21 protein-coding genes and 1 pseudogene are annotated in these 25,194 nt (G+C 71.6%); 10 read left to right on the top strand and 12 right to left on the bottom strand.

Going from position 1 to position 25,194, the window contains the following annotated elements; all coding sequences use genetic code 11:
• Positions 1-30 precede the first annotated feature (30 nt).
• Positions 31-807: pseudogene (locus OG218_RS20650) on the top strand (MFS transporter); the annotation flags it as partial.
• 337 nt (positions 808-1,144) lie between these two features.
• Here OG218_RS20650 and OG218_RS20645 read toward each other — a convergent pair.
• Together OG218_RS20645 and OG218_RS20640 are read right to left on the bottom strand one after the other, a co-directional pair.
• Positions 1,145-2,590 carry a hypothetical protein gene (locus OG218_RS20645; protein WP_328295100.1) on the bottom strand — a complete coding sequence of 482 codons (1,446 nt, stop codon included), beginning with the start codon at positions 2,588-2,590 and terminating at the stop codon, positions 1,145-1,147.
• 155 nt (positions 2,591-2,745) lie between these two features.
• A complete protein-coding gene (locus tag OG218_RS20640; protein WP_328295099.1) occupies positions 2,746-3,765 on the bottom strand; it encodes a hypothetical protein in 1,020 nt (339 codons plus the stop codon).
• Positions 3,766-4,027: 262 nt separating this feature from the next.
• Here OG218_RS20640 and OG218_RS20635 point away from each other — a divergent pair, with 262 nt between their 5' ends.
• Both OG218_RS20635 and OG218_RS20630 read left to right on the top strand, forming a co-directional pair.
• The gene (locus OG218_RS20635; RefSeq protein WP_328295098.1) at positions 4,028-6,358 is read left to right on the top strand and encodes a TerD family protein; all 2,331 of its coding nucleotides are present in this window, start codon (positions 4,028-4,030) and stop codon (positions 6,356-6,358) included.
• Between the two features lie 558 nt (positions 6,359-6,916).
• A complete protein-coding gene (locus OG218_RS20630; RefSeq protein WP_328295097.1) occupies positions 6,917-7,093 on the top strand; it encodes a hypothetical protein in 177 nt (58 codons plus the stop codon).
• A gap of 9 nt (positions 7,094-7,102) precedes the next feature.
• Here the strand turns inward: OG218_RS20630 and OG218_RS20625 are convergent, their stop codons facing one another.
• Entirely contained in the window at positions 7,103-8,182 is a 1,080-nt protein-coding gene (locus OG218_RS20625; protein ID WP_328295096.1) for a LacI family DNA-binding transcriptional regulator, read from the bottom strand.
• Between the two features lie 167 nt (positions 8,183-8,349).
• On the opposite strand from OG218_RS20625, the gene OG218_RS20620 reads away from it, so the two are divergent.
• Positions 8,350-8,748, top strand: a complete 399-nt coding sequence (locus OG218_RS20620; protein WP_328295095.1) for a hypothetical protein — start codon at positions 8,350-8,352, stop codon at positions 8,746-8,748.
• A gap of 49 nt (positions 8,749-8,797) precedes the next feature.
• A complete protein-coding gene (locus OG218_RS20615; protein ID WP_328295094.1) occupies positions 8,798-9,379 on the top strand; it encodes a phosphatase PAP2 family protein in 582 nt (193 codons plus the stop codon).
• A 28-nt stretch (positions 9,380-9,407) separates the two neighbouring features.
• Here OG218_RS20615 and OG218_RS20610 read toward each other — a convergent pair whose 3' ends face one another.
• Entirely contained in the window at positions 9,408-11,006 is a 1,599-nt protein-coding gene (locus OG218_RS20610) for a GAF domain-containing protein (RefSeq protein WP_328295093.1), read from the bottom strand.
• 153 nt (positions 11,007-11,159) lie between these two features.
• Here OG218_RS20610 and OG218_RS20605 point away from each other — a divergent pair, with 153 nt between their 5' ends.
• Positions 11,160-13,481 (top strand): putative bifunctional diguanylate cyclase/phosphodiesterase, encoded by a 2,322-nt coding sequence (locus OG218_RS20605; protein WP_328295092.1) that lies wholly within the window; start codon positions 11,160-11,162, stop codon positions 13,479-13,481.
• A 60-nt stretch (positions 13,482-13,541) separates the two neighbouring features.
• On the opposite strand, the gene OG218_RS20600 is transcribed toward OG218_RS20605, so the two are convergent.
• From OG218_RS20600 to OG218_RS20580, 5 genes are all read right to left on the bottom strand, one after another.
• Positions 13,542-13,820 (bottom strand): hypothetical protein, encoded by a 279-nt coding sequence (locus tag OG218_RS20600; protein ID WP_328295091.1) that lies wholly within the window; start codon positions 13,818-13,820, stop codon positions 13,542-13,544.
• Between the two features lie 11 nt (positions 13,821-13,831).
• The gene (locus tag OG218_RS20595) at positions 13,832-14,251 is read right to left on the bottom strand and encodes an Hsp20/alpha crystallin family protein (RefSeq protein ID WP_328295090.1); all 420 of its coding nucleotides are present in this window, start codon (positions 14,249-14,251) and stop codon (positions 13,832-13,834) included.
• A 156-nt stretch (positions 14,252-14,407) separates the two neighbouring features.
• Positions 14,408-16,633 (bottom strand): diguanylate cyclase domain-containing protein, encoded by a 2,226-nt coding sequence (locus OG218_RS20590; RefSeq protein ID WP_328295089.1) that lies wholly within the window; start codon positions 16,631-16,633, stop codon positions 14,408-14,410.
• Between the two features lie 100 nt (positions 16,634-16,733).
• Positions 16,734-16,991, bottom strand: a complete 258-nt coding sequence (locus OG218_RS20585; RefSeq protein ID WP_328295088.1) for a hypothetical protein — start codon at positions 16,989-16,991, stop codon at positions 16,734-16,736.
• A gap of 41 nt (positions 16,992-17,032) precedes the next feature.
• On the bottom strand, positions 17,033-17,203 hold the full coding sequence (locus OG218_RS20580; protein ID WP_328295087.1) for a hypothetical protein: 171 nt from the start codon (positions 17,201-17,203) through the stop codon (positions 17,033-17,035).
• Between the two features lie 558 nt (positions 17,204-17,761).
• Here OG218_RS20580 and OG218_RS20575 point away from each other — a divergent pair.
• The 3 genes from OG218_RS20575 to OG218_RS20565 all read left to right on the top strand — a co-directional run bounded on the left by OG218_RS20575 (position 17,762) and on the right by OG218_RS20565 (position 19,763).
• Positions 17,762-17,950 (top strand): ATP-grasp fold amidoligase family protein, encoded by a 189-nt coding sequence (locus tag OG218_RS20575; protein WP_328295086.1) that lies wholly within the window; start codon positions 17,762-17,764, stop codon positions 17,948-17,950.
• A gap of 107 nt (positions 17,951-18,057) precedes the next feature.
• Positions 18,058-18,570 (top strand): hypothetical protein, encoded by a 513-nt coding sequence (locus OG218_RS20570; RefSeq protein WP_328295085.1) that lies wholly within the window; start codon positions 18,058-18,060, stop codon positions 18,568-18,570.
• A complete protein-coding gene (locus OG218_RS20565) occupies positions 18,570-19,763 on the top strand; it encodes a zinc-dependent alcohol dehydrogenase (RefSeq protein ID WP_328295084.1) in 1,194 nt (397 codons plus the stop codon). The genes OG218_RS20570 and OG218_RS20565 overlap by 1 nt, the downstream gene beginning before the upstream one ends.
• Before the next feature lie 65 nt (positions 19,764-19,828).
• On the opposite strand, the gene OG218_RS20560 is transcribed toward OG218_RS20565, so the two are convergent.
• Positions 19,829-20,743, bottom strand: coding sequence for a manganese catalase family protein (locus OG218_RS20560; RefSeq protein WP_328296272.1), 915 nt, complete (start codon positions 20,741-20,743; stop codon positions 19,829-19,831).
• A 46-nt stretch (positions 20,744-20,789) separates the two neighbouring features.
• A complete protein-coding gene (locus tag OG218_RS20555; RefSeq protein ID WP_328295083.1) occupies positions 20,790-21,341 on the bottom strand; it encodes a hypothetical protein in 552 nt (183 codons plus the stop codon).
• Between the two features lie 772 nt (positions 21,342-22,113).
• Here OG218_RS20555 and OG218_RS20550 point away from each other — a divergent pair.
• Positions 22,114-24,315, top strand: a complete 2,202-nt coding sequence (locus tag OG218_RS20550) for a SpoIIE family protein phosphatase (RefSeq protein ID WP_328295082.1) — start codon at positions 22,114-22,116, stop codon at positions 24,313-24,315.
• A 9-nt stretch (positions 24,316-24,324) separates the two neighbouring features.
• Here the strand turns inward: OG218_RS20550 and OG218_RS20545 are convergent, their stop codons facing one another.
• Positions 24,325-25,173, bottom strand: a complete 849-nt coding sequence (locus OG218_RS20545) for a DUF4097 family beta strand repeat-containing protein (RefSeq protein WP_328295081.1) — start codon at positions 25,171-25,173, stop codon at positions 24,325-24,327.
• Positions 25,174-25,194: the final 21 nt, after the last annotated feature.

Below are 25,194 nucleotides of genomic sequence, written 5' to 3'. Positions count from 1 at the left end.
TCATCGCCGTGACCGACGACTTCGCCGTCGAAGCAGGGGCGAGCGATGTCGATCGCGAACGCGGGAACCCCCGTGGCCCTGTCGCTCGAACTCCCCCTCGGAACCTTGCTGGGCACCATGACCAGCAGGCACTCCACCTCCGCCGCCACCGATCTCGCCGGTGTGGCGACCATCGTCTGGGTCCTGATCGCGCTCCCCGGACTGCCGGGCGTCGTCGCCACCCGGCCGCCGCGCGAGGAACGCGCACGCCGTGAAGTCCTCCGGGGAACTCCCGGGGTGTTCACGATCCTCGCCGTGATGGGCGGTTCCTTCCTGGCCCACCACGTCCTCTGCACCTGCATCGCCCCCGTGGTCGACGAAGCCGGCATCGCGAGCCAGGTCGAGTGGGTCCTGCTGACGTTCGGCGTCGCCGCCTTCGCGAGCATCCTCGTCACCGGGGTGTGGATCGACCGCCGTCACCGTCACCTCACCGTCGCCGGCGTGCTGCTGCTCGCCACCGCGTTCCTCGCCCTCGGTTTCGCGACGGTCGGTCCGGTGCTGGTGTACCTCGCGGCGGCGCTGTGGGGCCTGGGTTTCGGCGGCGGGGCGACGTGGTTCCTCACCGCGGGTTTCCGGGCCGCCGGATCCGGTTCCATCGCAGCGGTGATGGTCACCCTCGTGAACCTCATGATCGGTGCCGGCGCGGTCGTCGGGGGTGCCCTCATCGGGAACTTCGGCGTCGGCTCGCTGTCGTGGGTCTCCCTCGCCGTCGTGGTTCCCGCCGCGGTCGCCACCATCGTCGCCCGTCGCCACGCCTTTCCCCGGTGAACAGGGGTGTGCACGGGTTCGGGAGAGCCGCCCTCGAACCGGGTTTCAGAGGTTGGCCACGACGTCGGCGGCGACGTCACGCAGTTTCCGGTCGCTGCGCTGGGACCGCAGCGACAGGTGCTGGAACACTGTGGCGTGGGGCCGAACCCGTCCTCGTACCGCCGTTCGTCCAGGCGGGCCGCCAGCTCTCCGGTGAAGGCGACGCCGCGCGCCTCGCTCTCGTCCTGGGCCAGGGTGACCGACACCTGCTCCGCCCCGGGCACGCCCAGCTCACGAGGCAACCCGCTCACGACTTCCGACGAGTTGGACGGGCAGGCAACCGGGTCGACAGGAGTCGCTACCAGTTGGGGTTCATCGTCAACGCCGTCAGGGGATCCGCCATCCACTCCTCGAACTCGTCCGACGTCACGAAAAGCGGTTGGCCGTTGAAGCAGCGCGCGACCTCGGCGAGCCGTTCCTGTGCCTCGTCCGGGTCGCCGCTGGTCACGGCGATCAAGGCCTCCTCGAGCAGCGGGCTGACGGTGGCGATGACGTTGGCACCGTGCTCCTCCCCCAGTGCCCGCTCAGACTCCGCGAGCAGCATCGCCGTGGCGAGCGCAGAGGCGGTCTCGTCCTCCAGGGCGGCGAGGTCCTCCTCGTCGATGTCCTCCCCGGCGGCGAGTTCGGCGCGGGCCACGGCCACCGCGGCCCGCAGACCCTGGCTGATGAGGGTTGCTGCGGCCTGACCCACCACCGCCCCCACGAGACCCCCGACGACCGGCACGGGGATCACCGTCTGCCCCAGCCCGCTGCACACCCCGACCAGCGTCGCGCGCAGCGCAGAGTCGCAGCAGCGTGCGGCAAGCTCGCCGGCGTCGATGTCGCGGCGGGCGAAGGCGACACCGGCGGCGGTGATGTCGCCGACGGCGCCGGCCATCGCCGCGGGTGCGGAGGCCTGGCCGAAGGCAGCGGGCAGGACCCCAGTTCGGGCGGCGATGCCGATGGCCTTGCCCAGCCCCGCTCCGGCGGCGGAGCGCACCGCCCCCATCGCCGCGGCCCCAGCGGCGGTCGCGGCGGCGGCAGCAGCGGTGGTTTCTCCCGCGCGGACTCGCGCGACCTGACTCGCAGCCTCCATCAGACCCGCGACAGCGGCCCCGGTGGCTGCCCCGACCGCCATCGCCGCGCCGACTTCACGGGAGGCGACGGAAGCGGCGTGCTTGCCGCCCCAGCCGGAGGGGTTGCGGGCGGCGCGGTGGGCCTGCTCGGTGGACACCGGGCGGCTGTGCACGGTGGTGACGTGCCCGGCGGCGTCGGTGGTGTCGATGTGCAGGGTGTCGGTGACGTGGGCACGGGCATCGACGTAGTCGTCGAACTTCAAGCCCTCCGGGTTCATGCGCAGACGCCGGTCGAGCAGGTTCTCCACGGCGGTGAGCTTGTCGCTGCCAATGAGGCGCTGCTGGCCGGTGTAGCGCTCGTGAGAGATGCCGCTCGCGGCGGTCGTCGCCTTCCCCATCAGCTTCGCCTGGGCCGCAGCCAGCAGCCGTCCACCTTCGTCTCTGAGGTGCAGGTCTGCCGGGGCGCTCTGCGACCCGCCAGCGACCCACTCGGTCGTGGAGGCGCGGATCTTCGAGCCTTCGGCGATGGCGTCGTGGTTGAACGTCGCTTCGTGCATGACCTCGAAGAGGTGCCCGGCACGCTGGGGCAGGCCGACGTTGCGGTACCGCTGTGCGACTTGCTCGGCGAGTTCACGGATGCGCAGGGCTTCCGCGGTCTGGGCGGCATGGCGGCGGGTTGCAGCGTTCACCAGTGCCCAGGCCGCCGCCTGAACCCCCACCTTCGTCGCGGCCCCGGGTGCCCGAGACGCATCGGGCTCACGGGACTCCGAGGAGTCGAATCCCGCCCCATCGACGCGCGGAGGAAGCTCAGAGCTCTTCTGGGGTTCGTCGGCCGCCTGCTCGCTCACGCCGACACCACCGAGCTCGTGGACTCGTCCGCCTCAGCACCCCTACTGGCGCTCGCGCCGGTGTCGACGGGGTCGTCCGCGGTCGCGGCATCCTCCTCGACCAGGTCCTGCAGTCGCTCTCGGGCGTCCTCGACCACCCTGCCCGACAGGACGGTCACCACTCCGTTCTCGTCCGCGAGCGGGGTGGCCATCACGGAGATCGTCGTCGTCATCAACGACACCGTCGTCGCCACCTGCGCCCGTCGGGCCGGGGGGTAGGCGGCGTAGTCGGTCTCGGTGTCGACGAGGACCCGCAAGTCCTCGAGACGCTGGGCAGCCTCGGCCTGGAGGTCGGTGAGCAGATTGCGGACCGCCCGACTGCGACGGATGACCGCGTCGGTGTCCTCCTCCGCTCGGCTCAGCTCGATGTCGGCCTGGTCGAGGTCCTCCGCCCCTCGACGCTGCAGGCGGCGCTGGCGGCGCCCCTGCCAGGCCACCACGCCGACCGTGGCCAGCACCACCGGCGCCGCGACCAAGCTGCCCAGCACGAGGGTGCCGGCCGCGACCCCACCACCACCGGCCGCCAGAGAGCCTCCCCCCAGGGCCGCCAGGGTGGCGCTGGTGGCAGCCGCACCCGACAGTCCGGAGATGGCCGTCCCGGTGGAGGCCGCCGCGAACGCACCGACGGTGGCGAAGGCGGTGACCCCCGCTCCCGCTCCCACGCCCAGCCCCCCGGCGAGCGCCCCGACGGTGTGCAGGGCGTTCAAACGGACCTGGGTGACCTCCACCTGGGGGGTGCGTCCGGCGGTGGGCAGGTCGATGCCGGCCAGCTCGACGAGGTCGACGTTCTTCAGCCGCGCGAAGACGTCGCGGAAAGGCACCAGGACCTCCTCGTAGACCTCCCGACGACGCCGTTCCTGTGCCTGGCGCTCGCGCTCCGCACGGGTGATCAGGGCGGCGTGTCGATCTTCGAGCTCTTCGTGCTGGCTGCGGTTGGCACGCGCCAGCCGGACCGCCTCGACCCAGGCGATGCCCACGACGTCCTCCAGATCAGTGCGTTCGCTCCCGTGCCCTGGTGCCCCACTCCGGACCAGGCCAAGTCCCAGCATGCCTCGACTGATGACACAGGGCTACCAATTCACAAAGAATCGTCACCCTGCGTGCTTCGCCTCGGGCCGACGGCGCAGCAGACCGGAGGTACCGTCACGCTCCCGCCTGAGGGCGTGGCTCCGGAAGCACGACCGCCACCGATCCACGAGAACACCTGTACCGGACGCCGAAAGTGGGCAGACTCGTGGTGTGGAAGACCTGTCACTGCCCCGCGGAGCCAACCGCACCCTGCCCACCGAGGCACGTCGCCTGCGGGTAGTGGTCAGCTGGCGCGAAACCGATCACGAAGCCGACGTCGACGCATCGGCCCTCCTGCTCACCGGCGCGCGGCGCGTGCGTTCGGATGCCGACTTCGTCTTCTACAACCAACCTGCGTCCGGCGACGGGGCAGTCCGTCACACCGGCCGGGCGCAGTCCGAGGACACCGTCGAGGAACGACTCTCCATCGACCTGGACGAGCTCAGCGGCGAGGTGGAAGTCATCGCGATCGCCGCCAGTCGCTCCACCGGCACCTTCGGAGAACTCTCCGGGCTGCGCCTGCTCCTCCTCGATGCGGCGAACACCATCCTCACCGTGTGCGACATCGACGACGCCGGCAACGAAACCGCGTTCGTGTTCGCCGAGGTCTACCGCCGCTCGGGCACCTGGAAGATCCGCACGGTGGCCCAGGGCTGGGACAGCGGGCTGGCAGGACTGGCGCAGGACTTCGGCGTCTCCGTCAGCGATGAGCCCGACGAGGACGAGCCCGACGAGGAGACAGGGCATCGACCGGCCCCGCCTTCCTCGCCTGCTGTCGAAGGCGAAGGGGCCGACGGTACGACCGACAGGACCGAGAGTGCCGCGATCCCACCCCAGGCCCCGGGTGACGACCTGGTCGAGGTCGTCGACGAGGTCGACCGTGTCGTCTCAGGTCTCGAAGCAGAGCCTTCCCAGGTGCCCCCGGCCGCCCCGGGCGAGGAAGAGGTGGCAGGGCTCCGACTCCCTGAGGTGTCAGCCCCCGTCGTCGCGACCGTGACGGTGCGCGTCGGTGAGGACCGGCAACCGTCGATCGCCGTCGAGACGCCTGCACCAGTCGTCGGCACGGTTCCCCGCCGGCCGCAGCCCTCCCGCAAGGGAGTGCAGACCCGCAAGGTCGCGACGGTAGCCGCCAGGCCGCCCGCGTTGCGCCTGGCTGGAGCCGACACCTGGCAACCGGCTCGCGTGTTCTCCATCTACGGCGTCGGCAGCGCCGGGGAGCAGGAGAAGCGCGCCACCTCCGCGGTGCTGGCCACGATGATGGGTGTGCGGTCCTTCGCCCGTGCGGTCGTCTCCCACTTCGGAGCTCCCGGCGGCGCAGTCGAGGCGTACCTGGAGGTTCCCTTCGACCTCGGCGAAACGCGCGTCTACCCAGACGGGGTCTTGCGCGTGGCCCGTGCCGGTAAGACCTGGACGGGCCTCGTCGAAGTCAAGACCGGTGATGGACAACTGCGCCGGGACCAGGTCGAGAACTACCTCGACGTGGCCCGCGCGCAAGGATTCGATGCCGTCATCACCCTCTCCAACGACATCCCCCCAGCCGCGGGCGAACACCCGGTCGAGGTCGACAAGCGCAAACTGCGCAAGGTCGCCCTGCACCACATCTCCTGGGCCGAAGTGCTGCACGAGGCGCAGATGGCACTGATCCACCGGGGCGTGGCGGATCCCTTGCAGGCCTGGCTGCTGCACGAACTGATCCGCTACCTTCAGCACCCGCGATCCGGTGCGTCCGGCTTCGAGGACATGGGCTCGGCATGGGTCGGGGTCCGAGAAGCGGTTTCGGCGGGAACCCTGCGCACCGGTGATCGCAAGGTGCCTGCAGTGGCAGAGGCCTGGATCAGGCTGGTGCGTCAACTGCGGTTGCGACTGACCGCGGAACTGGGAGTGACAGTCACCCACGTGCTGCCGCGCAAGGTCGCCACCGATCCCGTCGCTCGGATCGCTGCGACGACTGCTCGGCTGGTCAGCTCCGGCGAGCTGGAGGCCACGGTCCGGGTGCCGGGTGCTGCGGGACCTCTGACCGTGGTGGCCGACCTGCGGACGAGTCAGGTGCGCACCAGTGTGCGCGTGCAGGCACCTCAGGAGGGTGGAGCGCAGCGTCGTGTCGCCTGGCTGCTGCGGCAGCTCAAAGACGCTCCCGATGACGTCCTGGTGGATGTCAGTTTCGCTGCGCGCAGCGGTTCCACCTGCGAACGCCTGGGTGACGTGCGGGACAAACCCGCTGCCCTCCTCCCTGAACGTGACGTCGAGGTGGCCGCATTCACCCTGTCGCGCACGAGTGCCATGGGCACGAAACGATCGGGAGTCAAGAACGCGTTCATCCCCTCGGTCACCGACGGGTTGGAGAACTTCTACACCACGGTGGTGCAGCCGCTGCGCGCGTGGGTCCCTCCAGCGCCGAAGTTGCCCGACGACGGACCCGTCGTTTCGTCCGGCCCTGAGATCGGGGAAGCCGTCGACGGATCGGACAGTGGTGTCGAACTCGAAGCGAACGGTGATGACTGAGGTTAGGCATTGAGTGTCGGCCATCTTCCCCTCGGCAGCATCATCGTCCGTGTGCGCGAGCTGGCCCACGGACGGGATCCTCGGTCTGCACGACGGAAACAAGGCGCTGTCGCACCCGGCCGCCACCGCCCTGGTCGAACACGTCGCCGACCGCACCCCCCGTTCCCGGCGACCCGGAGGTCTCCGTCCGCTTCGAACGACTCACCGCCCGCGAACTCGAGGTGGTCAAGGCCATCGTCACCGGGCTGGACAACACCGAGATCGTGGTCCGTTTCTTCGTCCTCCGTTCGCGGTGAAGACGTACGCGAACCGCGCCATGACCAAGGTCGGTGCCCGCGAGCGTGCACAACTCGTCTCCCTCGCCGTCCGCACCGGTATGCGTTCCTGAACCCCGTCTACGCGAAGGTAGTGGACCTGAACCGTTCGGGCGCACGACGAACCCTCGGGCGAACTCTTCGCGAGTGAGCGCACCACGAAACCTCCGAAGAGAACGTCAAGAGATCGATCCACATCACCGGCCCGGCCTCGAACTCCTGGGTCGAGGTCAGTGCGGAGGTCGTGAACATCATCAGCGGGGACCACGTCGTCGTCGGCACGATGGTCATCGGGTTCTACGCGGTCCTGGCCCAGCGGCGCAAGGGCGTCTGGCACGGCGTCGTCACCGCGCACGAGAAATCCGTCGAGAACTGGGAGAAGTACGCGGTCATCGTCAGCGACGTCCTCCCCTTCGACTGACGTCCCCGGTCAGAGGTTCGGACCGGTCAGCGGCGCGGTGCTCTCGCGGTCGACGAACACCGAGGGGACCAGCCCGAGCGGACCGACCTCGGTCCCCGGGGACAGTTCTTGGATGAGGGTCCTGACCGCCCGGCGGCCGACCTCCTGGATGTCGTGACGGACGGTGCTCAGCCGGGGTACCGAGAACCGTGCGGCTTCGACGTCGTCGAAGCCGACCACGCTGACGTCGTCGGGTACCCGCACCCCCAGGTCGGTCAGGGCCCGGATCAGCCCCAGGGCGGTCTGGTCGTTGGCGCACACCACCGCGGTCGGTCGGGGAGTCGCCGCGCCCACGAGGAGTCCTGCGGCGTGACCGGACTCGCTGGACCAGTTCGTCAGGAGGCAGGTCTGCGCCGGGAGTCCGTGCTCGCGCAGCACCTGTTCCCAGATCTGGCGGCGGTGGATCGCACTGTGGGAGTCCGGTGGTCCGCCGGCGTGCCAGATGCGGGTGTGCCCGCCGGAGATCAGGTGGGTCAGGGCTGCTCGGAGTCCGGGCTCGGGATCGCTGTCGACCGTGGTGAAGCGGGGATGTCGGGCGCCGCCGTCCGTCACGACGATCGGGACGTCGACGTGGAGCCCGCCGAAGAGGGACTCCACCACCCCGGACTCGACGCAGACCACGATGGCGTCGACGTTGTGGCGGCCCGACATGACGTCGGCCGCTCCGCTGATCTCCTCGGGCGACGGTGCCTTCAGCGGCATCAGCATCACGTCGTACCCCAACCGGCGGGCCTCGTCGGCCACCCCGTCCAGGGCCTGCTGCGCCCCGAACGTGGTCAACGTCGAAGCGATGACTCCGATGCTGCGGAAGGATCCGGTCGCGAGGGACCGGGCGGCGGAGTTGGCGCGGTAGCCGAGGGCGGCCATGGCCTCGCGCACCCTCTCCCGCGTCTGGGGGTCGACGTTCTCGCGGCCGTTGGAGACCCGCGACACCGTCTGGGCCGACACCCCGGCCACAGTGGCGACGTCGGCCATGCTCGGTCGGCGGCGGCGGCTCGCGGGCGCTGCGCCCGGCACGGGGGCACTCTCCTCGGATCCGGGCGGGGGCACGACGGCCATGCTGCCACCCGGAGGCTGAAGAGGTGGGGAGGAGTCCGTGTTCATGTTCGCGCAAACACGCTACGGTGGCGGGACGGTAGTCACCGGCCTACCGCTCGGCGCACGGTGAGCACGAGCACGGATGCCCCGAGACTGTGCACCACCACGGAGGTGGACGTATGGACCCCGAGGACGCCCCTCGTCACCTCGAGCGCGTCACCGAGATCGACCCCGCCGCCCGGCCCTACGTGAGCCGACTGATCCGGCGGGTGCACCGGGACGGAGGGATCCAGGTCGTCGACGACCACCTGGCCATCGAGTGCCTGACGTCGCCGACCGTCGCACCGGAGTGGGGCCTGCGCGAGCAGAGCGGCGCCCACGCCACACCTCCGCCGGTCCTCCAGTCGACGATCCTGCAGTTGATCTGCCAGGGCGCTTCGGCCTCCGAGGCAGCGGCTGCCCTGCGACTGGACCTCGCCGCCGTGTCGGCGCACCTCCGTCAGGCCCGCCGTTGGTACGGGACGTCGAGCACCGCCCAGTCGATCACCCGAGCTCTGCGCGTCGGGGACATCGCCTGACACGAGCGCTCCACGGGGACTCGCACGACGAGGCAGGGGACCGGTGACGATGAGCACGACGCGCTGGGCCGTGGTCGTCAGCGAGGTCCTCGCGCCCTGGGTCCTGGCCGCGGTCATGCCCGTCCTCATCGCCGCCGCCACGACCACCCCGCTCTGGCGCGGGGTCCTCACGGGACTCCTCGTCACCCTGGTCTGCGCGGTCGTGCCCTACGCCGTCGTCGCGGTCGGGGTCCGTCGCGGACGCTACGAGGACCACCACGTCCGCAACCGCGAGGACCGACCGAAGCTCATGGCGATGGTGGCCGGCCTGACCGTCCTCACCGCCGGGCTGCTCGTCCTGATCGACGCCTCCCCGGCCTCGCTCGTCCTCCTGGGCCTGATGACGTCCTGCGCCCTCGTGGGTTTCGCCGTGTCCAGGTTCTGGAAGATCTCGCTGCACGCGATGGTCGCGACGGCCTCCGCCGTCGTGGTCGTCGGCTTCTTCCCCGTGTGGTTCCCCGTCCTCCTCGCCGTCCCGCTCGTCGCCCTGGCCCGGGTGCGCGTCCAGGCCCACTCCCCCGCCCAGGTCGTCGCCGGTACCGGCGTCGGCGCGGTCCTCGCTACCGTGGCCGTCGTCCTCGCGACGCGCTGACGTCCTGTTCCGGTGCGAGGTCGGAGGCTCAGGCCAGGACGGCGCGGGTGGTCGTTTCCTGCTCGGTGAGGACGCCACCGATGAGGGACTGGGTCTGGTTGATCTCCTCCACCGCGGCGTGGATGCCGGCCAACGAGGTGACCACGGCCGCGACCCGGTCCTGGATGGTGGCGACCTTCGTCGCCACGTCGTCGGTGGCGCGCTCGGTCTGGCCGGAGAGTTCCTTCACCTCGCTCGCCACGACGGCGAAACCCTTGCCGGCCTCCCCAGCTCGGGCCGCCTCGATCGAGGCGTTCAGGGCCAGCAGCTTCGTCTGGGCGGCGATCGACTGGATCGCCCGCACCACCTCGTCGATCTCCGCGCTGGCCCGCCCCAACGCCGCGACCTGGTCGTTGGCCTCCGTGGCCAGCGCCTCCCCCCGGGCGGCGACCCCCGCGGCGGAGGTGACGTTGCGCTCCACCTCCGCGATCGAGGACAGCAGCTCCCCACCCGCGTCGTGCAACCGGGTGCCGGCGGCGAAGCGCTCCATCGCCTGACCGACCAGGAACGCGGTGTTGCGCAGGGCGCTCTCCCGGCTCGAGGACATGACGAGGGTGCGGGTGGCGAAGAAGTCCATGGTCCCGACCACGCGACCCCCGACGAGGACGGGCAGGCACACCCCCGACCTCACCCCGGCACGTTGCGCGGCCGGGGCGCGGACGCAGTCGGTCATCTCACCCAGGTCCTCGACGAAGACCAGGTCCTGCGCGGCCCAGGTCCGGCCCGACAAGCCGACGCCCCGGGCGAAGGACGCGGACAGGGTCACCGCGCGGAACTCCTCCCCGGCGTCGCCGGACTCCAGCTCGAACCGCAGGACCGGTTTCCGCTGATCGGACTCGTCCAGGCGCCAGAAGGACCCGTACTGCCAGTCGAACTCGCGCCGGATCGTCGCCAGGGCGGTGCGCAGCGCCGTCTGCTCGTCGCGAGCCGTCGTCAGCTCGCGGACGACGGCGGAGACCGCGTCGACGTCCTGGGTCGCCTTTTCCTGCCGCACCGTCTCGTGGGCACGTTCGAGAGCACCGGAGACCAGGACACCGACCGCCCGCAACGAGGCCAGCCGGCCCGGTGACGGGACCAGCTCCTCGGTGGTGAAGAAGTCCATGGTGGCCACCACGCGGCCCTGCTCGACGATCGGGAAGCACACCCCGGACCTCACCCCGCCTCGTTGCGCGGCCGGGGCGCGGACGCAGTCGGGAACCTGCGCCAGGTCCGCCACGAAGACCAGGTCGCGGGCACGCCACGCCCTCCCCGGCAACCCCTCGCCCTCGGCGAAGGACGCCACCGAGGAGATCTCCCGGAACTCCGCGCCGACGTCGCCGGACTCCTGGGCGAAGCGCAGCACACCTTCCCCACGGTCACCGTCGGCCTCCAGCGTCCAACAGGAGCCGTAGGCCCAGCCGAACCGGTCGCGCACCGTGTCCAACGCGATGCGGACCGCCTCCTGCGGGGAAGTGACCGTCGAGAGGGCGCGCAGCACCTCGGTGATCGCCTCGACGTCGGCAGCGCTGTCGGTCGCGGAACGGGTCAGCGCCGCGATCGTGGCGGCCTTCCCCCTCCGGGTCGGCTGCGGTCGCGGGTTCGTGAACACGGTGTCGAGGCTCCTCTGCAGGTGACGCCCACCACGTAGTGGATCGTCCGAGCATCGGAACCGCGACGACGCCCCTTGAACGATTCACGCACGTTCACCCGGCCGGGGGAACTCCACCCTCCGACGGACGGTGGGTCTCAGGTGGGCCCCCCGGTGAGCCGAAGTGACAACGTGCCGTCCTCGCGCCCGGGTGCCCTCGCCTCCCTCCGGAGGACGGTCCTGCCCCGAGGGGCCCTGGGGGTGCTCGCCGTCTCCGCGATCGGGTTGTTCCTCACCGTCTCCGGGCCCGACCCGGCCGGCGTGCGGTCCGCACTGGCGCTCCCGCTGTCCTTCACGGCGTTGGCCGCCACCTGGTGGATCGTGCGGTGGCGGGCCCGCCGGGCCACCGCCGAACGGTCGGTCTGGCGGATGTTCAGCCTCGGCTGCCTCCTCTACGGCATGGGCGCGGTCGTCACCGTCGTCGTCGCGATCGTCCCCCGGACCGCTCCGCTGGCCGAGGTGCCGGCCGGGGTCTGCGGGGTCCTGACCTTCCCGCTGGCCTACCGGGCCCTGGTCCGGTGGAGCCGGCACGGGTCCGGCGTCGACCCCGACGACCTCCTCAACGGGTGCGCGTCGCTCCTCGTCGCGACCGCCGTCCTGGGCAGCGTGCTGGTCTGGACCACACCCCAGGGACACGCCGCGGGAGGGGGGCTGCTCACGTCGCTCCCCGGGCTCCGGCAGGTGCTCCTCGTGCAGGACTCCGCGGTGATCGTCCTGGTGGTGGCCGCGCTGACCGCCGCCTTCACCGGACGGCTCTACCGCGACGTCCGGTTGTGGCTGGTGACCGCCGCGTACCTGCTGGCCGGCGCCGGGGGCCTCGCCGCCCTCGTCGGAGCTGGCGTCACCCGCCCGGCCTGGTCCCTCCCGGTGTGGGCCCTGGGTCTGCTGGCCCTGTCCACGGCGGCGATCCTCCCGGTGCGGTTCGTGCCGACCCAGTCCTCGGACCCGGTGAAGTCCACCGTCGGGTCCTTCGTCGTCGTCCTCGCAGGTCTCGGCACCGCCGTCACGGTCGTCGCCACCGGCGCTCCCGGCATCCTGGCCGTCGTCGGCCTGGCGGGTGTCCTGGGTTCCAGCGTCCGCCTGCTGGTCAACACGGGAGAACTCGCCCAACTGGCCGCGAGCCGGGAGGAGGCCCTGACCGACGACCTGACCGGCATCGCCAACCGCCGCGCGATCGTGCGGCAGCTGGACCACACCCTGGCCCACCCCGGGACCCGTGAGCCGGGCCTCCAGGTGGTGGTCTTCGACCTCGACCACTTCAAGGAGGTCAACGACGGACTGGGCCACAGCGCCGGTGACGACCTGCTGCGCATGGTCGCCCAACGCGTGCAACCCGCCCTCCCGGCGGCGACGGTGCTCGGTCGACTCGGCGGTGACGAGTTCGCCATCGTCAGCAACGCGGGGGCGCAGGGCGAGGCGGTGCTGGGCGCGCTCGACGAGGCCTTCGCAGAACCCTTCCACCTCGCCGGGATGAGCGTGCACGTGGACCTCAGCGTCGGACGGGCGCACTGGCCGACGTCGGACTCCCCCGGTGGCGAGGGATCCGTCGACGCCGCGATGCTGCTGCGCCGGGCCGACACCGCGATGTACGACGCGAAACGGAACGACCTGCGCTGCACCACCTACGACTCCGCCCGCCACGGCGAGACCCGGGGCCTGCTGTCCATGGTGGCCGACCTGCGCCAGGGGATCACCGGAGGACAACTGCGCCTGCACTACCAGCCGCAACTCGTCGCGACGACAGGAGAACTGGCCGGCGTGGAAGCGCTGGTGCGCTGGCAGCACCCGGTCCTGGGCCTGCTGATGCCGGGACGGTTCCTCCCCCTGGCGGAGTCGCACGCGCTGATGGACGCCCTGACCCGCGAGGTGCTCGAGCAGGCCGTGGCCCAGCAGGCCCGCTGGCACCGTGAGGGCCTGCACGTCCGGGTCTCCGTGAACCTCGCCGCGGGAACCCTGCTGGACACCTCCCTCCCCGCGACCGTGAACGCGCTGCTGACCCACCACCGCGTCCCCGCCACCTCACTGGTCCTGGAGGTCACCGAGACGGCGTTGCTGCGCGAGCCGGAACGGAGCCTCTCCGTCGTCGAAGGTCTGCGGGCGCTGGGAGCGCAGGTCAGCATCGACGACTTCGGAACCGGTTACTCCTCCCTGACCCAGCTGCGACAACTGCCCGTCAGCGAACTCAAACTGGACCGGTCCTTCACCATGGACCTGCTCAGCGACCCGCGCGCCGCGGCCATCGTGGCCAACACCATCAACCTGGCGCACGCCCTGCAGCTCCGGGTCGTCGCCGAGGGGGTGGAGGACGAAGCCACCCTCGCAGCGCTCGCGGCGCTCGCCTGCGACGAGACACAGGGCTACCTGCACGCCCGTCCGCTGCCCGCCGACGAGTTCGACACGTGGCTCACGCAGCGGGTCGTCGGCGCCGAACGCTAGTTCGGCCACGGCACGCTCGGGTCCGTCCCGCCCCTCACGGAACGGGACGGACCCGGGCGTTCAGCAGCACGGAGGAGAGCGCACCCGCCGCCCGGGTAGAGCACGCTCTCCCGCGTCGACGGCGTGGGGGTGACGGTGATCCTCGCCCGCGCCGCGGTCGGTCCCACCCGGTTCCGGGGCGGCGCCCGTCACGCAGCGGCAACCGTGCCCGCCGATGTCGTCGCCGTCGTCCTCGTCCCAGGTGGCGACCACCGCCGCGAACTCCGCGTCGACCCACTCCTGCAGGAGGGAGACCACGGCGGCGAAGGCGTCGTCGCTCCCCCGCATCGCAGTGTCCACGGGAACCCCCCTCAGGAGGTGAGGGCGTGCTGGTCGTCCTCGGTCGCGATCTCGATGCGTCGCGGTTTCGCCCGCTCCGCGACCGGGATGCGCAGACGCAGGACGCCGCCGCGGTAGGCGGCCTCGATCCGCTCGGTGTCGAGGTTGTCGCCGAGGATCAGCTGCCGGCTGAAGACGCCCCGTGGGCGCTCCGCGGCGAGCATCTCGCCCGTGCCCTCCGACACCGGTCGCTGCGCCCGCACCGTCAGCACGTTGCGCTCCACGTCGAGGTCGACGGACGCCGGATCCACCCCCGGCAGGTCGAACTCGATCACGAACTCGTCGCCGTCGCGCCAGGCGTCCATCGGCATCGCCGCGGGCCGGGCCGTCGTCCCCAGCACCTGCTGGGCCAGGCGGTCGAACTCTCGGAAGGGATCAGTGCGCATCAGCATGTCCACCACCTCCGGGTCTCTCGAGAACCAGATGCGCTGCCAACCGTCGACGGATCGGTTCGACCGATCCGGACACGGTTTTTCTAGCACTCCACACCGGGGGCGCGCAACCCCTGGAATGGAGGTGTTCGGCTGCGGTGCAGCAGGTGTCAGGCCTCAGCGCGCGCCGCGGTGCGTGTCCTTGACGCGGTACATGTCGTGGTCCGCCGCGCGCAGCAGTCCCGCGAAGGTCTCCCCCTGCCGGGGGTAGGTCGCGACGCCGATGCTGGCCCCCACCGAGACCTCTCCCGATCCCAGCCGAACCGGGTTGGACAACCGCTCCGCCAGGGTCGCCGCGACCTGAGCGGCCGTCTCGGTCGCGGTCGCGACCTCGAGCCCGGTGAGAGCGACGATGAACTCGTCACCACCCAGGCGCGCCAGCAGGTCGCCGCGACGCAACGAACGGCGCAGTTCACCCGCCACGTGCACCAGCAGGTCGTCACCGGCCGCGTGGCCCAGGTCGTCGTTGACGGCCTTGAAACCGTCGAGGTCGCAGAACAGCAACGCCACGGTGGTGTCTCCGAGGCGCGCGGTCCACAGGGCGGCCTCGACGAGTTCCTCGATGCGCCGTCGGTTCGCCAACCCCGTGAGGGGATCGGTGTAGGCGAGTTGCTCGATCCGGGCGACGTGCTCGCGGACCTTGGCGCGCTCGGTCTCGACCTGACGCTGGGCCACCACCCGGTCGGTGACGTCGTTCTGCACGCCGATGTACTGCACGACGCGCCCCGTCTCGTCGAGGACGGGGGCCAGGTGGATCTCGTTCCACCACGGCGTCCGTCCGGGGCCGCGGTGGTTCAGGACGACACCCCGCCACTCCTCCCCGGCGGCGATCGCCGACCGGATGGAGTCGACGACGGAACTGTCGGTGTCGGCTCCCTGCAGGAAGCGGCAGTTGCGCCCCAGGACCTCTTCGGAACGCAGCCCGGACAACTCCTCGAAGGCGGAGTTGACGTAGATCAGCGGGTGGTCGGGCCGGCTCATGTCGGCGATGGTGACGCCGTTGCTCGTGGCGCTCAGGGCTCGCTCCAACAGGTCCTCCGCACCGCGGAGACCGCCTCGGTGGACCGGGGCGGGCGTCACCGTCCGCCGGGGGGGCGCGGGGACGACGTCACCCCGGAGCACCGGTTCGGCGGTGCGCGGGACGACCCGGGAGAGCAGGGAGTGCGCGGCGGCGATCACGGTGTCGCGGTCGTAGGTCAGGGCGTACTCGAACATCCGCTCCGTGTCGGGGCCCTGGTCGCCCAGGTCCCTCGCGAGCAGGGCGACGGCGAAGTGCGGGGCGAGGACGACGACGTCCCACTCCCCCCGCACCGGGTCCTCCGGGGCCAGCGTCGCCCCGCGGACCCCCGGCACCGGGACGGTGGGGAGGTCCTCGCCGAAGGCGGCGACGAACCCGACGCGGTCGGCCAGGTCCAGGTAGCGACTGCGGGTGGCCGGGGTGAAGTGACGGGCCTCCTGGAACGTCGAGGCCACGACGCACGTGTCGCCCAGGCGCATCGCCTCGCGTTCCAGCTGCTTGCTGACCTCGATGAGCAGCGGCTTGGGCGAGCGGCGCAGTTCCGTCCCCGTCGGCAGCACGGCGAAGGGAGAGGTGTCCTGGGGGGCGACCGTCACGACGGGATCGAGGAGCGGCAACCGGCCCACGGCCAGCACCGGTGGTGGCGGTGACGCCGGGCGGCCGAACATCCACCCCTGCCCCAACCGGGCCCCGAGGGCCCGGGCGGTCATGAGGTGCTGCTCGTCCTCCAGCCCCTCGGCCAGGATCCACGCACCGGTCGACTGGGCGTAGGCGTTGACGGCGTTCATGATCTGGGCCACGGCCGGACCGGGACGTTCCTGCACCAGCCGCAGGTCCAGCTTGACCACGTCGGGGCGCAGCAGGGGCATGAAGGCCAGCGACATGGCGTCGGCGCCCACGTCGTCGAGCGCGACGCCCCAGCCGATCTCGCGGATCCGCGCGACGGTGCGCAACAGCTCCGCCGGACGGGCCGCGAGGGCGCGCTCCGTGATCTCCACGACGACGCGCAGGTCCCCGGGGGCACCGTCGGCGAGGGCGAGCAGGTCGCTCAGCGGCGCGGTGTCGAGGACCTCCGGCTCGACGTTGACGAACAACGTGAGCGGGGCGACGAGGGAGTGCTCGATCGCGCCGCGGAAGGCCGCCGCCCGGCAGGCCTGGTCCAGTTCGGCCAGGACCCCGGCCGACCTCGCCGCGGCGAAGAGGTCGTCGGGTCGGTGCAGCGGTCCGACCGGCCCGCGGGCCAACGCCTCGTAGGCCACGACCACACCGGTCGTCAGGTCGACGATCGGCTGGAACACGCTGTGCACGGAGTTGGCGGCGATCACGTCGTGGATGGTGGCAGCTGAGAGCACGGTCGACACCCCGTCTCCATCGGCAGCGGGCGCCGGTTTCCCCAGGGGTCGTCCCCCGAACGCCGCAACGTCGTCACCGCGGACCGGGTGCCCCGCCGGTCCGGGCGGCGACGTCGTGCAGGGCTCGGCGCTTGACCGCCTCGCCGAAGAGGCTCAGGCCCCCGTTCAGCAGCACGAGGCCCACGGTGCCCTCGGCGAACCACTGCAGCGCGGGGGCCCGTCGCCCGCGACGACCCGCCGCGTCGCTCACCACCGAGACCCCCGCCCCGACGGCCAGCAACCCGGCGGGGGCCAGCACCTTCCACGCACGAAGATCGTCCACAGCGTTCATGCGGACATCCTCGACCGCACCTCGGTGGACCGCAGTGTGGATCATCGGAGGAGCGCTCCTTCGAGCGGTTGCACGAGGACCGAGCGGTCCTGCACCCAGGCCCGCACCACGTGCGCACCGAGGCGATCGTCGAGCAGGCTCGCGGCCATCCCGGAGTCCGCCGGGACGCCGGGCGGGTTCGTCAGGACCACGTCGAACTCATGGCCGGCCACGGGGACGTCGAAGCACCACCGGACCATCGCGCTGGGCGGTTCGGGAACCCCGGCCCCGCTGGCGCGAACGCAGTCGACTGGTGCGGGGGTGGCGGCTGCTGCGGGACCACCGTCCTCTGCTCGTCACGTTCGCGGACAAGGCCGCGGTGCGCGAACACGTCGCGGCGGTCGCCGGCGAGCAGTACCTCCCCCGCGCGTTCGCGGTCCTGACCGACCCCACCGAACTGCGTTCGCTCGCGCTCCCCCCCGAGTACGTCGTCGAACCCACCCACGGCAGCGGGGCCGTCGTCGTCGTCTCACCGGAGGCTCCTGCGCAGGCCCGGCTCCCGCAGGCCCGGTGGAGCTGGGTCTACGCCCAAGGGGGGCAGCCTCGTGGCGATCGAGGAGCACTGGACGAGCCGACTCCACGGCCAGGGGCCGAACCGGGAGTGGGTCTACGGACAGGTGCCGCCCCGGACGACGAGTTCTTCGCGTTCCACGGACGGTGCCACTTCGTCCAGGTCGACTCCGGCCGGTTCGGAGCTCGCGCGCAGGACTTCCACCTCGCGACTGGGCGAGATGATCGACCTCGCGGAACGGCTCGCGGCCGGTACCGACTTCGTCCGGGTCGACCTCTACCACCTCCCTGACCGCATCGTCTTCGGCGAGCTGACGAACTACCCCGCCGGTGGCGACAGCCCCTTCCACCCCGCGGAGTTCGACGCGGTCTTCGGCGCCCCGTGGACGGTGCCCCGGCGCTACCGCTGAGCGCAGGAGGTGCGCAGCGATCCGGGCTCGGCCAGAGTGGGTGCACCTCAGGTGGGCCGTCGAGCAGCGGGCGTTCCAAACCTCCGACGAACGAGGACGGACGGTCGATGGACACGACGAGAGCACAGGACCTGGCCCGGCGGGCCGCTTCCGCGGCGACGCGGACCCTCCTGCACCGCGACGGCGGCAGCACCACCGAGCAGCAGACCCTGACCATCGCGCGCACCGTGGAGGACGTCCTCCGGGCCTGCCTCGATCCCGACGTGCTCGACACGATGGTTTCTCCCGCCGGGAGCGTGCACCGGAGTCCTGCGGGCGTCTACGCCTGGACCGTCGCGGACACGACGATCGAGACGCAGGCCCAGGTCGAACCGAACCGCGTCGTGTTCAGCGGGGGTTCGGCGCAGAACCCGGACGAACCCGTCGTGACCGTCGAGGCGTGGCCGGCACCGCAGGGTCTGGGCGCGGAGGTCGTCCTGCGTCTGACGGTTCCGGCCGGGACGGGCGAGGTCGGCGGCGGACTGGCCTTCACGATGCTCTACCGCCTCCGGGCCCTGCTGCAGACCGGCGAGGCACCCACCCTGGGGAAAGTTCCCAGCGGACGGGACGGGAAGCGCTGATGCGGGCCCTGGTCTGGAACGGGGTCAACGACCTCGCCGTCGAGACGGTGCCGGACGCGGCGATCGTGAACCCGCGTGACGTGGTCGTGCAGGTGTCGCTGAGCAGCACCTGCGGATCGGACCTGCACTTCATCGACGGGTACCTGCCCGGGATGCTCCCCGGTGACGTCTTCGGTCACGAGTTCATGGGCCGGGTCGTGGAGGTCGGGCCCGGGGTCACCCGGGTGCGGGTCGATGACCGCGTCGTCGTCCCGTCGTTCATCGCGTGCGGGAACTGCTGGTACTGCGACCGGGAGCTCTACTCCCTCTGCGACACCACCAACCCGCACGCCGCCGCGCAACAACCCGTCCTGGGTTACCCGTCGGGCGGGATCTACGGCTACACGCAGCCGTTCGGCGGGTACGGGGGGTCGCACGCGGAGTTCATCCGGGTCCCGTTCGGCGACGTGAACTGCTTCACGGTCCCGCCCGAGGTGGACGACCTGTCGGCCCTCTTCGTCTCCGACGCGGTTCCCACCGGGTACATGGGCGCCGACTTCTGCGACATCTCACCCGGTGACACCGTCGCCGTCTTCGGCGCGGGTGCGGTCGGGCTCATGGCCGCCGCCTCGGCCCGGCTGCTGGGGGCGGAACGCGTCATCGTCGTCGACCGGCTGCCCGAGCGTCTCGAACTGGCCCGCACCCGCGTGGGCGCCGAGACGCTCGACTACAGCGAGGTCGACAGCGTGCAGGAGTTCCTGCGCGAGACCACCGGTGGGCGGGGCCCGGACGCCGTCATCGAAGCCGTCGGCATGGAGGGGCACGGAACCGGGGTGCAGAACCTGGTGGACCGCGCGAAGCAGGCCGTGCGGCTGGAGACGGACCGGGCCACACCGTTGCGCGAAGCCGTCCTCGCCGTCCGCAAGGCCGGCACGGTCGCCGTCCTCGGGGTCTACGGGCTCACGGACAGCTTCCCGACCGGAGTCGTGCTCAACAAGGGACTCACGATCAGGTCCGCGCAGCAGCACGGTCAGCGCTACGTCCCGAGGTTGCTGAACCACCTCGCCTCGGGGGAACTGGAGACGAGCTTCCTGGCGACGCACCCGATGTCCCTGGAGGACTCGGTGCGCGGGTACGACGTGTTCAAGCACAAGACCGACGGCTGCCTGCGGGCGGTGTTCACCCCCGCTCCCGTGGTCGCCACCGGTCGCTGAGCGATACCTGGGACACGAGCGAGGACCGACCCGCGGGGCCGGTCCTCGCTCCGTTCACCCGTTCCTCAGTGGTCGCCCGTGAGGGCGTCCTTGACCTTCGTCACGACGTTCTGGGCACCCTGCAGGTGCGCGCCGACACCCGTTCCCGGCTTCCCGGGACCCTGGTTGCCGTCGTAGGTGACGAACTGCTTCGGGTCGGGCGCCGGCAGGATCCCGTCGTCGAGGTTCCCCTGGTCGTCGGGCAGCGGGCGGAGTTCCTCGGCCCGCAGCGGCTCACCGTCGACGAGGCTGTTCCCGGTGGCCCAGATCCCCTCACCCGCCCGGCTCCCCTCGGTGCCGGTGTAGAGGACGTGGGCCGCGTCCTTGTCCTCCCACTCGCCGTTCGACTGCTCGATCTGGCTGTCGACGTAGCCGTCGTCGATGAGCATCTGGATCCCCAGCAGCCACTGCTGCTGGTGGTAGGTGTCACGGGCCAGGTTGAAGGCCAGCATCTCCTTGACGCCCGCGTCGTCGGTCATGCCGGCGATCCGGCTCGTCATCAGCCGGCTCTGGGCCTCGGCGGAGACGTTGGAGCGGAAGTCGGTCAGCAGGTTCCCGCTGGCGACGATGTACCCGGCGTTCCACGGGTTCCCGAGGGAATCAGTGGGCCGGGCGCCACCGCCGGAGACGATGGCGTGCTGAGGGTTCATGCCTCCGAGCACGGCCGCCAGGGCCGGGTTCGCGGCGGCGGCCTTGTCGGTGGCCTCCCCCGGAGCGCCCTCGAGGAGACGGGCCAGCATCACGGTGAGCATCTCGACGTGGCCGATCTCCTCCGTCCCGATGTCCATGATCATGTCCTTGTACTTGCCGGGGAAACGACAGTTCCACCCCTGGAACAGGTACTGCATCATCACGGTCATCTCGCCGAACTGCCCACCGAGCAGTTCCTGGAACTTCATGGCGAAGAGTGTGTCGGTACACGATCGTCTCCTCCGGTGCAGTGCGGTTCTTGCGTCGGGTGCGTGCGTGTCCCCGCTCGGACGGGGCTCAGGTGCGAACGTTCGCCAGGATCCCCTTGGCGATCTGCGAGGGCTTCTGCTGCTCGCCCTGCTGCGCAGTCATCACCAGCAGCACACCGGTCAGCGCGGGGATGGACCACTGCAGGACCTTCAACCGCCGCTGGGCCGCGGCGACGTCCTCGGGGGTGGCCGCGGAGGGTTCCGTCGCCCCGTGGGCGGGGGCCGGGGAGTTCTTGCCGAGTTTGGCGCCCTGCAGGCCCGAGTAGGCCGTGACCCCCATGGCGGCGAGCGTGAGGACGGACTTGAGCGTGGTGTTGGAACGGGCACCCTTCTGGGCGGTGACCCGGCCGGCGTTGCCGGCGATGAGTCCGATGCCACCCACGGTGTGGGCCGCGAGCGCGACCGCGTTCACGGGCGCCCACTTGGCCCACCCCGCCGCGGCGATCTTCGTGCGTTCGGACGGGTCCGTGGCCGCCGCTGCGGCTCCGTTCAGGCCGACCGCTCCGAACAGCGAGCCGCCGAACCACGCGGCGAGCCCCGCATCGTGCAGTGTCCTGATGAACGTCTGGCGTCCTGCCATCGTCGTACCTCTCCTGAGACCTGGTGTCGAACCGGGATCCAGGCGGGCACGTGAGAGCGCCCGCCCGTCGGGCGTTCGGCGCGCTGCTCCACCGGCGATCGCGAAGCGCGATCACGATGAACCTTCCCCCCTGCTCCGGCCGAGCGCATCTGGAACCGCGACGTGGCGTGGAACCAGGTCGAACGCACGGCGGACGCCTCCCTCGGAGTTCCGGCTCCGCGTCCGGAGAACCCCACGAGCGCGACCCGAACCACGACCTCCGTCTTTCCGTCCACCGTTCCCCCGTGTCGATGGCGCCCCTGGTCGTCGGGGTGCTCGGCTTCGTCTCCGGGGCCACCACCGACCACGGGGGGCAGCGCCGACCTCGTGCCCCTGAACACCGCGGACGACCCGCGCCACGGCGGTCGGTGAGCACGGACCGGGGGCGGGTGGAGGAGAGGCCTGCAGGGTGAACCCTCGACGCAGACCCGGGAACTCATCACCCGGCTCCGGTTCGCCCTCGACGGCGCGGTCCCGTCCACGAGTACTGCACGGCGGCCTGGAGGTTCTCGCTGAGTGCCACCGCGACGAAGTCGGGGTACGGGGTGTCCGCCGAGGTGTCGGGGCTTTGCCGGCCCGCGGCGCGGATCGGGAAACGGTCGACTGCTCGACCACGGGGACGACGCACGTCCCGCGGTCCCGACCTGTGCGCCACGTCTCGTGCCCGCACCACCTGCCGGGGTTGCGTAGGATGGTTCGCTGTCCTGGGTCACCGGGGCCTGAACGGAGGAACGTGGCGGACGAGCCGAGGACCGAGGAGTCCCACCTCCCGGGTCGCACCCCGGGCGACGAGACGACGCCAGGGCCGATCTCGGGTCGTGCCGCGGAGATCACCCGGGTGGTGGGTCACGCCCCCGCCGCCGTGCTCCTCGTGGAGCTGACGTCGCGTCGGGTCGTGCACACCAACACCGTCGCCGACCAGCTCGCCCCCGGTGTGCGCCTGCCCCTCGAGATCGACGCCTGGGCCACCGCCGCGCAGCTGCGCGACGTCGACGGTGCGCCGCTCTCCGACGGCACCCACCCCCTGTCGCGCATCGCCCGGTCCGAGCCGGTGCTGGGTCAGGCGGTCTCGGCCGCCCGGGTCAGTGAGCTGGGCGAACGCCAGGAACCGCTCTGGGTCGTCGCCCTGCCCATGGTCGACGCGCCGATGCTCGCGGACCACGCCCTCGTCGTGCTCCTCCCCCTCCGGGAGCAGGCCGCCGTGCAGGCCGCCACCAGCGCCGCCCAGCAGCAGACGGCGTTGCGGGAGCAGGCGGTCCTCTCGACGGGTCTCTCGTTCACGGTCGCCGACGCCGTCGCACCGGACCGCCCGCTGGTCTGGGTCAACCCCGCGTTCACCGCGGCCACCGGCTACTCCTTCGCGGACAGCGTCGGACGCAACTGCCGCTTCCTCCAGGGTGAGGGCACCGACCCGGCCGCCCGCGCGCTCATGCGCGAGGTGGTCGACGCCGGACGCGACGAGACGGTCATCGTGCTGAACTACCGCAAGGACGGCACCGCGTTCTGGAACCAGCTCTCGCTGAGCCCCATCCACGGTCCGACCGGCGACCTGACGCACTACGTCGGCATCCAGGTCGACGTCACCGCCAGCGTCGTGGCCGGTGAGGACCGCGACCGGGCGCTGGCCGCCGAGCGACGTGCCCGACTCGAGGCCGAGGAGGCCCGCGCGGCCGCCGAAGCCGCTCAGGGCCGGCTCGCCCTCCTCGCCGAAGCCACCAGTCAGCTGGCGGTGACCCTCGACGTGACCGCCTGCCGCCAACGACTGCTCGACCTCGTCGTCCCCGGCCTGGCCGACTGGGCCCTGCTCCTCACCGCCGACGAGCGGGACAGGATCGAGACGGCCATGGGCCGCCACGTCGATCCCGCGCGCACCGGGGAGGTGGACCGCTACGTCACCGCACTGCGTCGATCGCTGGTCGCGGGCCCACCCCAGCAGACGCTGCTGCAGGGTGCCTCCGCCCGTCGGGTCAGCGACTACGACAGCCCACGACACCGCGCCGAACGGGAACGGTGGGTCACCGACCCGGCCGTCCTGGACCTCAGCGACACCCTGGGGGCCGCGTCCGCATTGTTCGTCACGCTGCCCGGTCGCCGGGGCAGCAGCGACGTCATGGTCCTCGTCCGCAGCGCGTCGTCCCCACGCCACACCGAGGACGACCTCGAGATCGCCGTCGACCTGGGACGCCGCGCCGGCCTGATCCTGGACAACGCCCGGCTCTACGAGCAGCAGCACACCATCGCGGAGACGTTGCAGGGCAGTCTGTTGCCCTCCCTCCCCACCATCCCCGGGATCCGCGCGGCTGCCCGCTACCGCGCGGCGGTGTCCGGGGCGCAGGTCGGCGGCGACTTCTACGAGCTCATCGCCCTCCCCGGTGGGGCCATCGGCCTGGCCATCGGTGACGTCGTCGGCCACGACGTCATGGCCGCGGCCGCCATGGGCCACCTGCGGGGACTGCTGCGGGCCTGCGCGTGGGACGCCGCGGCGGGCCCCGACACCGGACGCGTCCTGGAACGCGTCGACGAACTCCTCGCCGGGCTCGGCATCGGCACCCTGGCGACCCTCACCTACGCCCGTCTGGAACCCGGCTCCGGTGGCGGCTGGTCGATGACGTACTCCAGCGCCGGGCACCCCCCGCTGCTGGTGCGCGACCCGGCGGGGCGGGTCACGTTCCTCGACGAGCACCACGACCTCCTCCTCGGGGTCAGCGCCCAGCACCGCACCACCACGCAGCACCACCTGGTTCCCGGTTCCACGGTGCTGGCCTACACCGACGGTCTGGTCGAACGTCGAGGGGAGCACCTCACCGAAGGGCTGACCCGCCTGGCCGCAGCTCTGGGGGAAGGTCCCGAGGACCTCGACGAACTGTGCAGTTGGCTGCTCGAGAGGCTGGGCTCCGAAGGCGACGACATCGCCGTCCTCGCGCTGACGGTCTGAGCCGCCGGCTCACCTGCCCGAGACGGCCCGGTGGACGAGGATGTCGCCGTGCCCGCTGCGCAGGTGGAGTTCGACGCTGCGATCGTGGTCCCCGGGCGCGTCGCGGGAGGTCAGTTCGCTCCGCACGGTGCCGTGCCGGGACTCGGCGTCCAGCCACGCCGCCGTCCCGGCGGGAACCCCGACCTCGATCCCCTCGTAGCTCGTCGTCATGCGCGCGCCCGCGCCCAGGAGTTCCGCGACGCGGACCACGCCGTAGGCGCTGCCGGCCTCGACCGACGCCAGCGCACGACCGACGAACAACCCACCGGATAGCTTCGCCGTGAGCGGACCCTCGACGGTCCCGAACTCCACGTCGCCGTGCGTCCCGCGCAGGGTCGTCGTGCCGGTGACCCGCCCGATGCGGGTCCGGCCGTGACCGGTCCGTGCGTCGAGGTCGCCGTCCACGGTCCCCACCTCGACGACCCCGTGGGGGGTCTGGAGGTGCAGGTCCCCGGTCCGCTCGATCGTGGTGTCCCCGTAGGAGACCTCGAACCGGCTGCGGCCCAACGATCCGCGCACCACGACGTCGCCGTAGCGGGACCGCAGGTCGACCGCGGAACCCGTCGGGAGTTCGACGTGCACGTCGACGGACTCGGTGCGGCCGAAGACCCGGTTGCGCCGCGGGACGACCACCCGCAGGCGGCCGTCGCCGAACTCGGTGCGGCTGTCCGACGCCAGGGCGACGTCGGCAGGACGCTGCGGATCGCTGGGGGCGACCTCGATGCGGGTCCGCGGGAGGTCTCCGGCGACGATCACGACGCGGGCGACCCCGACGTCGATGAACGCTGCGATGGCGTCGGGAGTTTCGTACGTGGACACACTGCACCTCCGGGAGTGGGG

The organism is Kineococcus sp. NBC_00420 (genome assembly GCF_036021035.1).
Classification (GTDB): domain Bacteria; phylum Actinomycetota; class Actinomycetes; order Actinomycetales; family Kineococcaceae; genus Kineococcus.
This window is presented reverse-complemented; position numbering and strand designations above follow the sequence as displayed.

Coding starts and splice junctions, on each gene's coding strand:
- OG218_RS20570 (WP_328295085.1), top strand. CDS start 18,058: ATGGACACGACGAGAGCACAGGACCTGGCCCGGCGGGCCGCTTCCGCG.
- OG218_RS20620 (WP_328295095.1), top strand. CDS start 8,350: ATGGACCCCGAGGACGCCCCTCGTCACCTCGAGCGCGTCACCGAGATC.
- OG218_RS20615 (WP_328295094.1), top strand. CDS start 8,798: ATGAGCACGACGCGCTGGGCCGTGGTCGTCAGCGAGGTCCTCGCGCCC.
- OG218_RS20565 (WP_328295084.1), top strand. CDS start 18,570: ATGCGGGCCCTGGTCTGGAACGGGGTCAACGACCTCGCCGTCGAGACG.
- OG218_RS20575 (WP_328295086.1), top strand. CDS start 17,762: ATGATCGACCTCGCGGAACGGCTCGCGGCCGGTACCGACTTCGTCCGG.
- OG218_RS20585 (WP_328295088.1), bottom strand. CDS start 16,991: ATGAACGCTGTGGACGATCTTCGTGCGTGGAAGGTGCTGGCCCCCGCC.
- OG218_RS20595 (WP_328295090.1), bottom strand. CDS start 14,251: ATGCTGATGCGCACTGATCCCTTCCGAGAGTTCGACCGCCTGGCCCAG.
- OG218_RS20555 (WP_328295083.1), bottom strand. CDS start 21,341: ATGGCAGGACGCCAGACGTTCATCAGGACACTGCACGATGCGGGGCTC.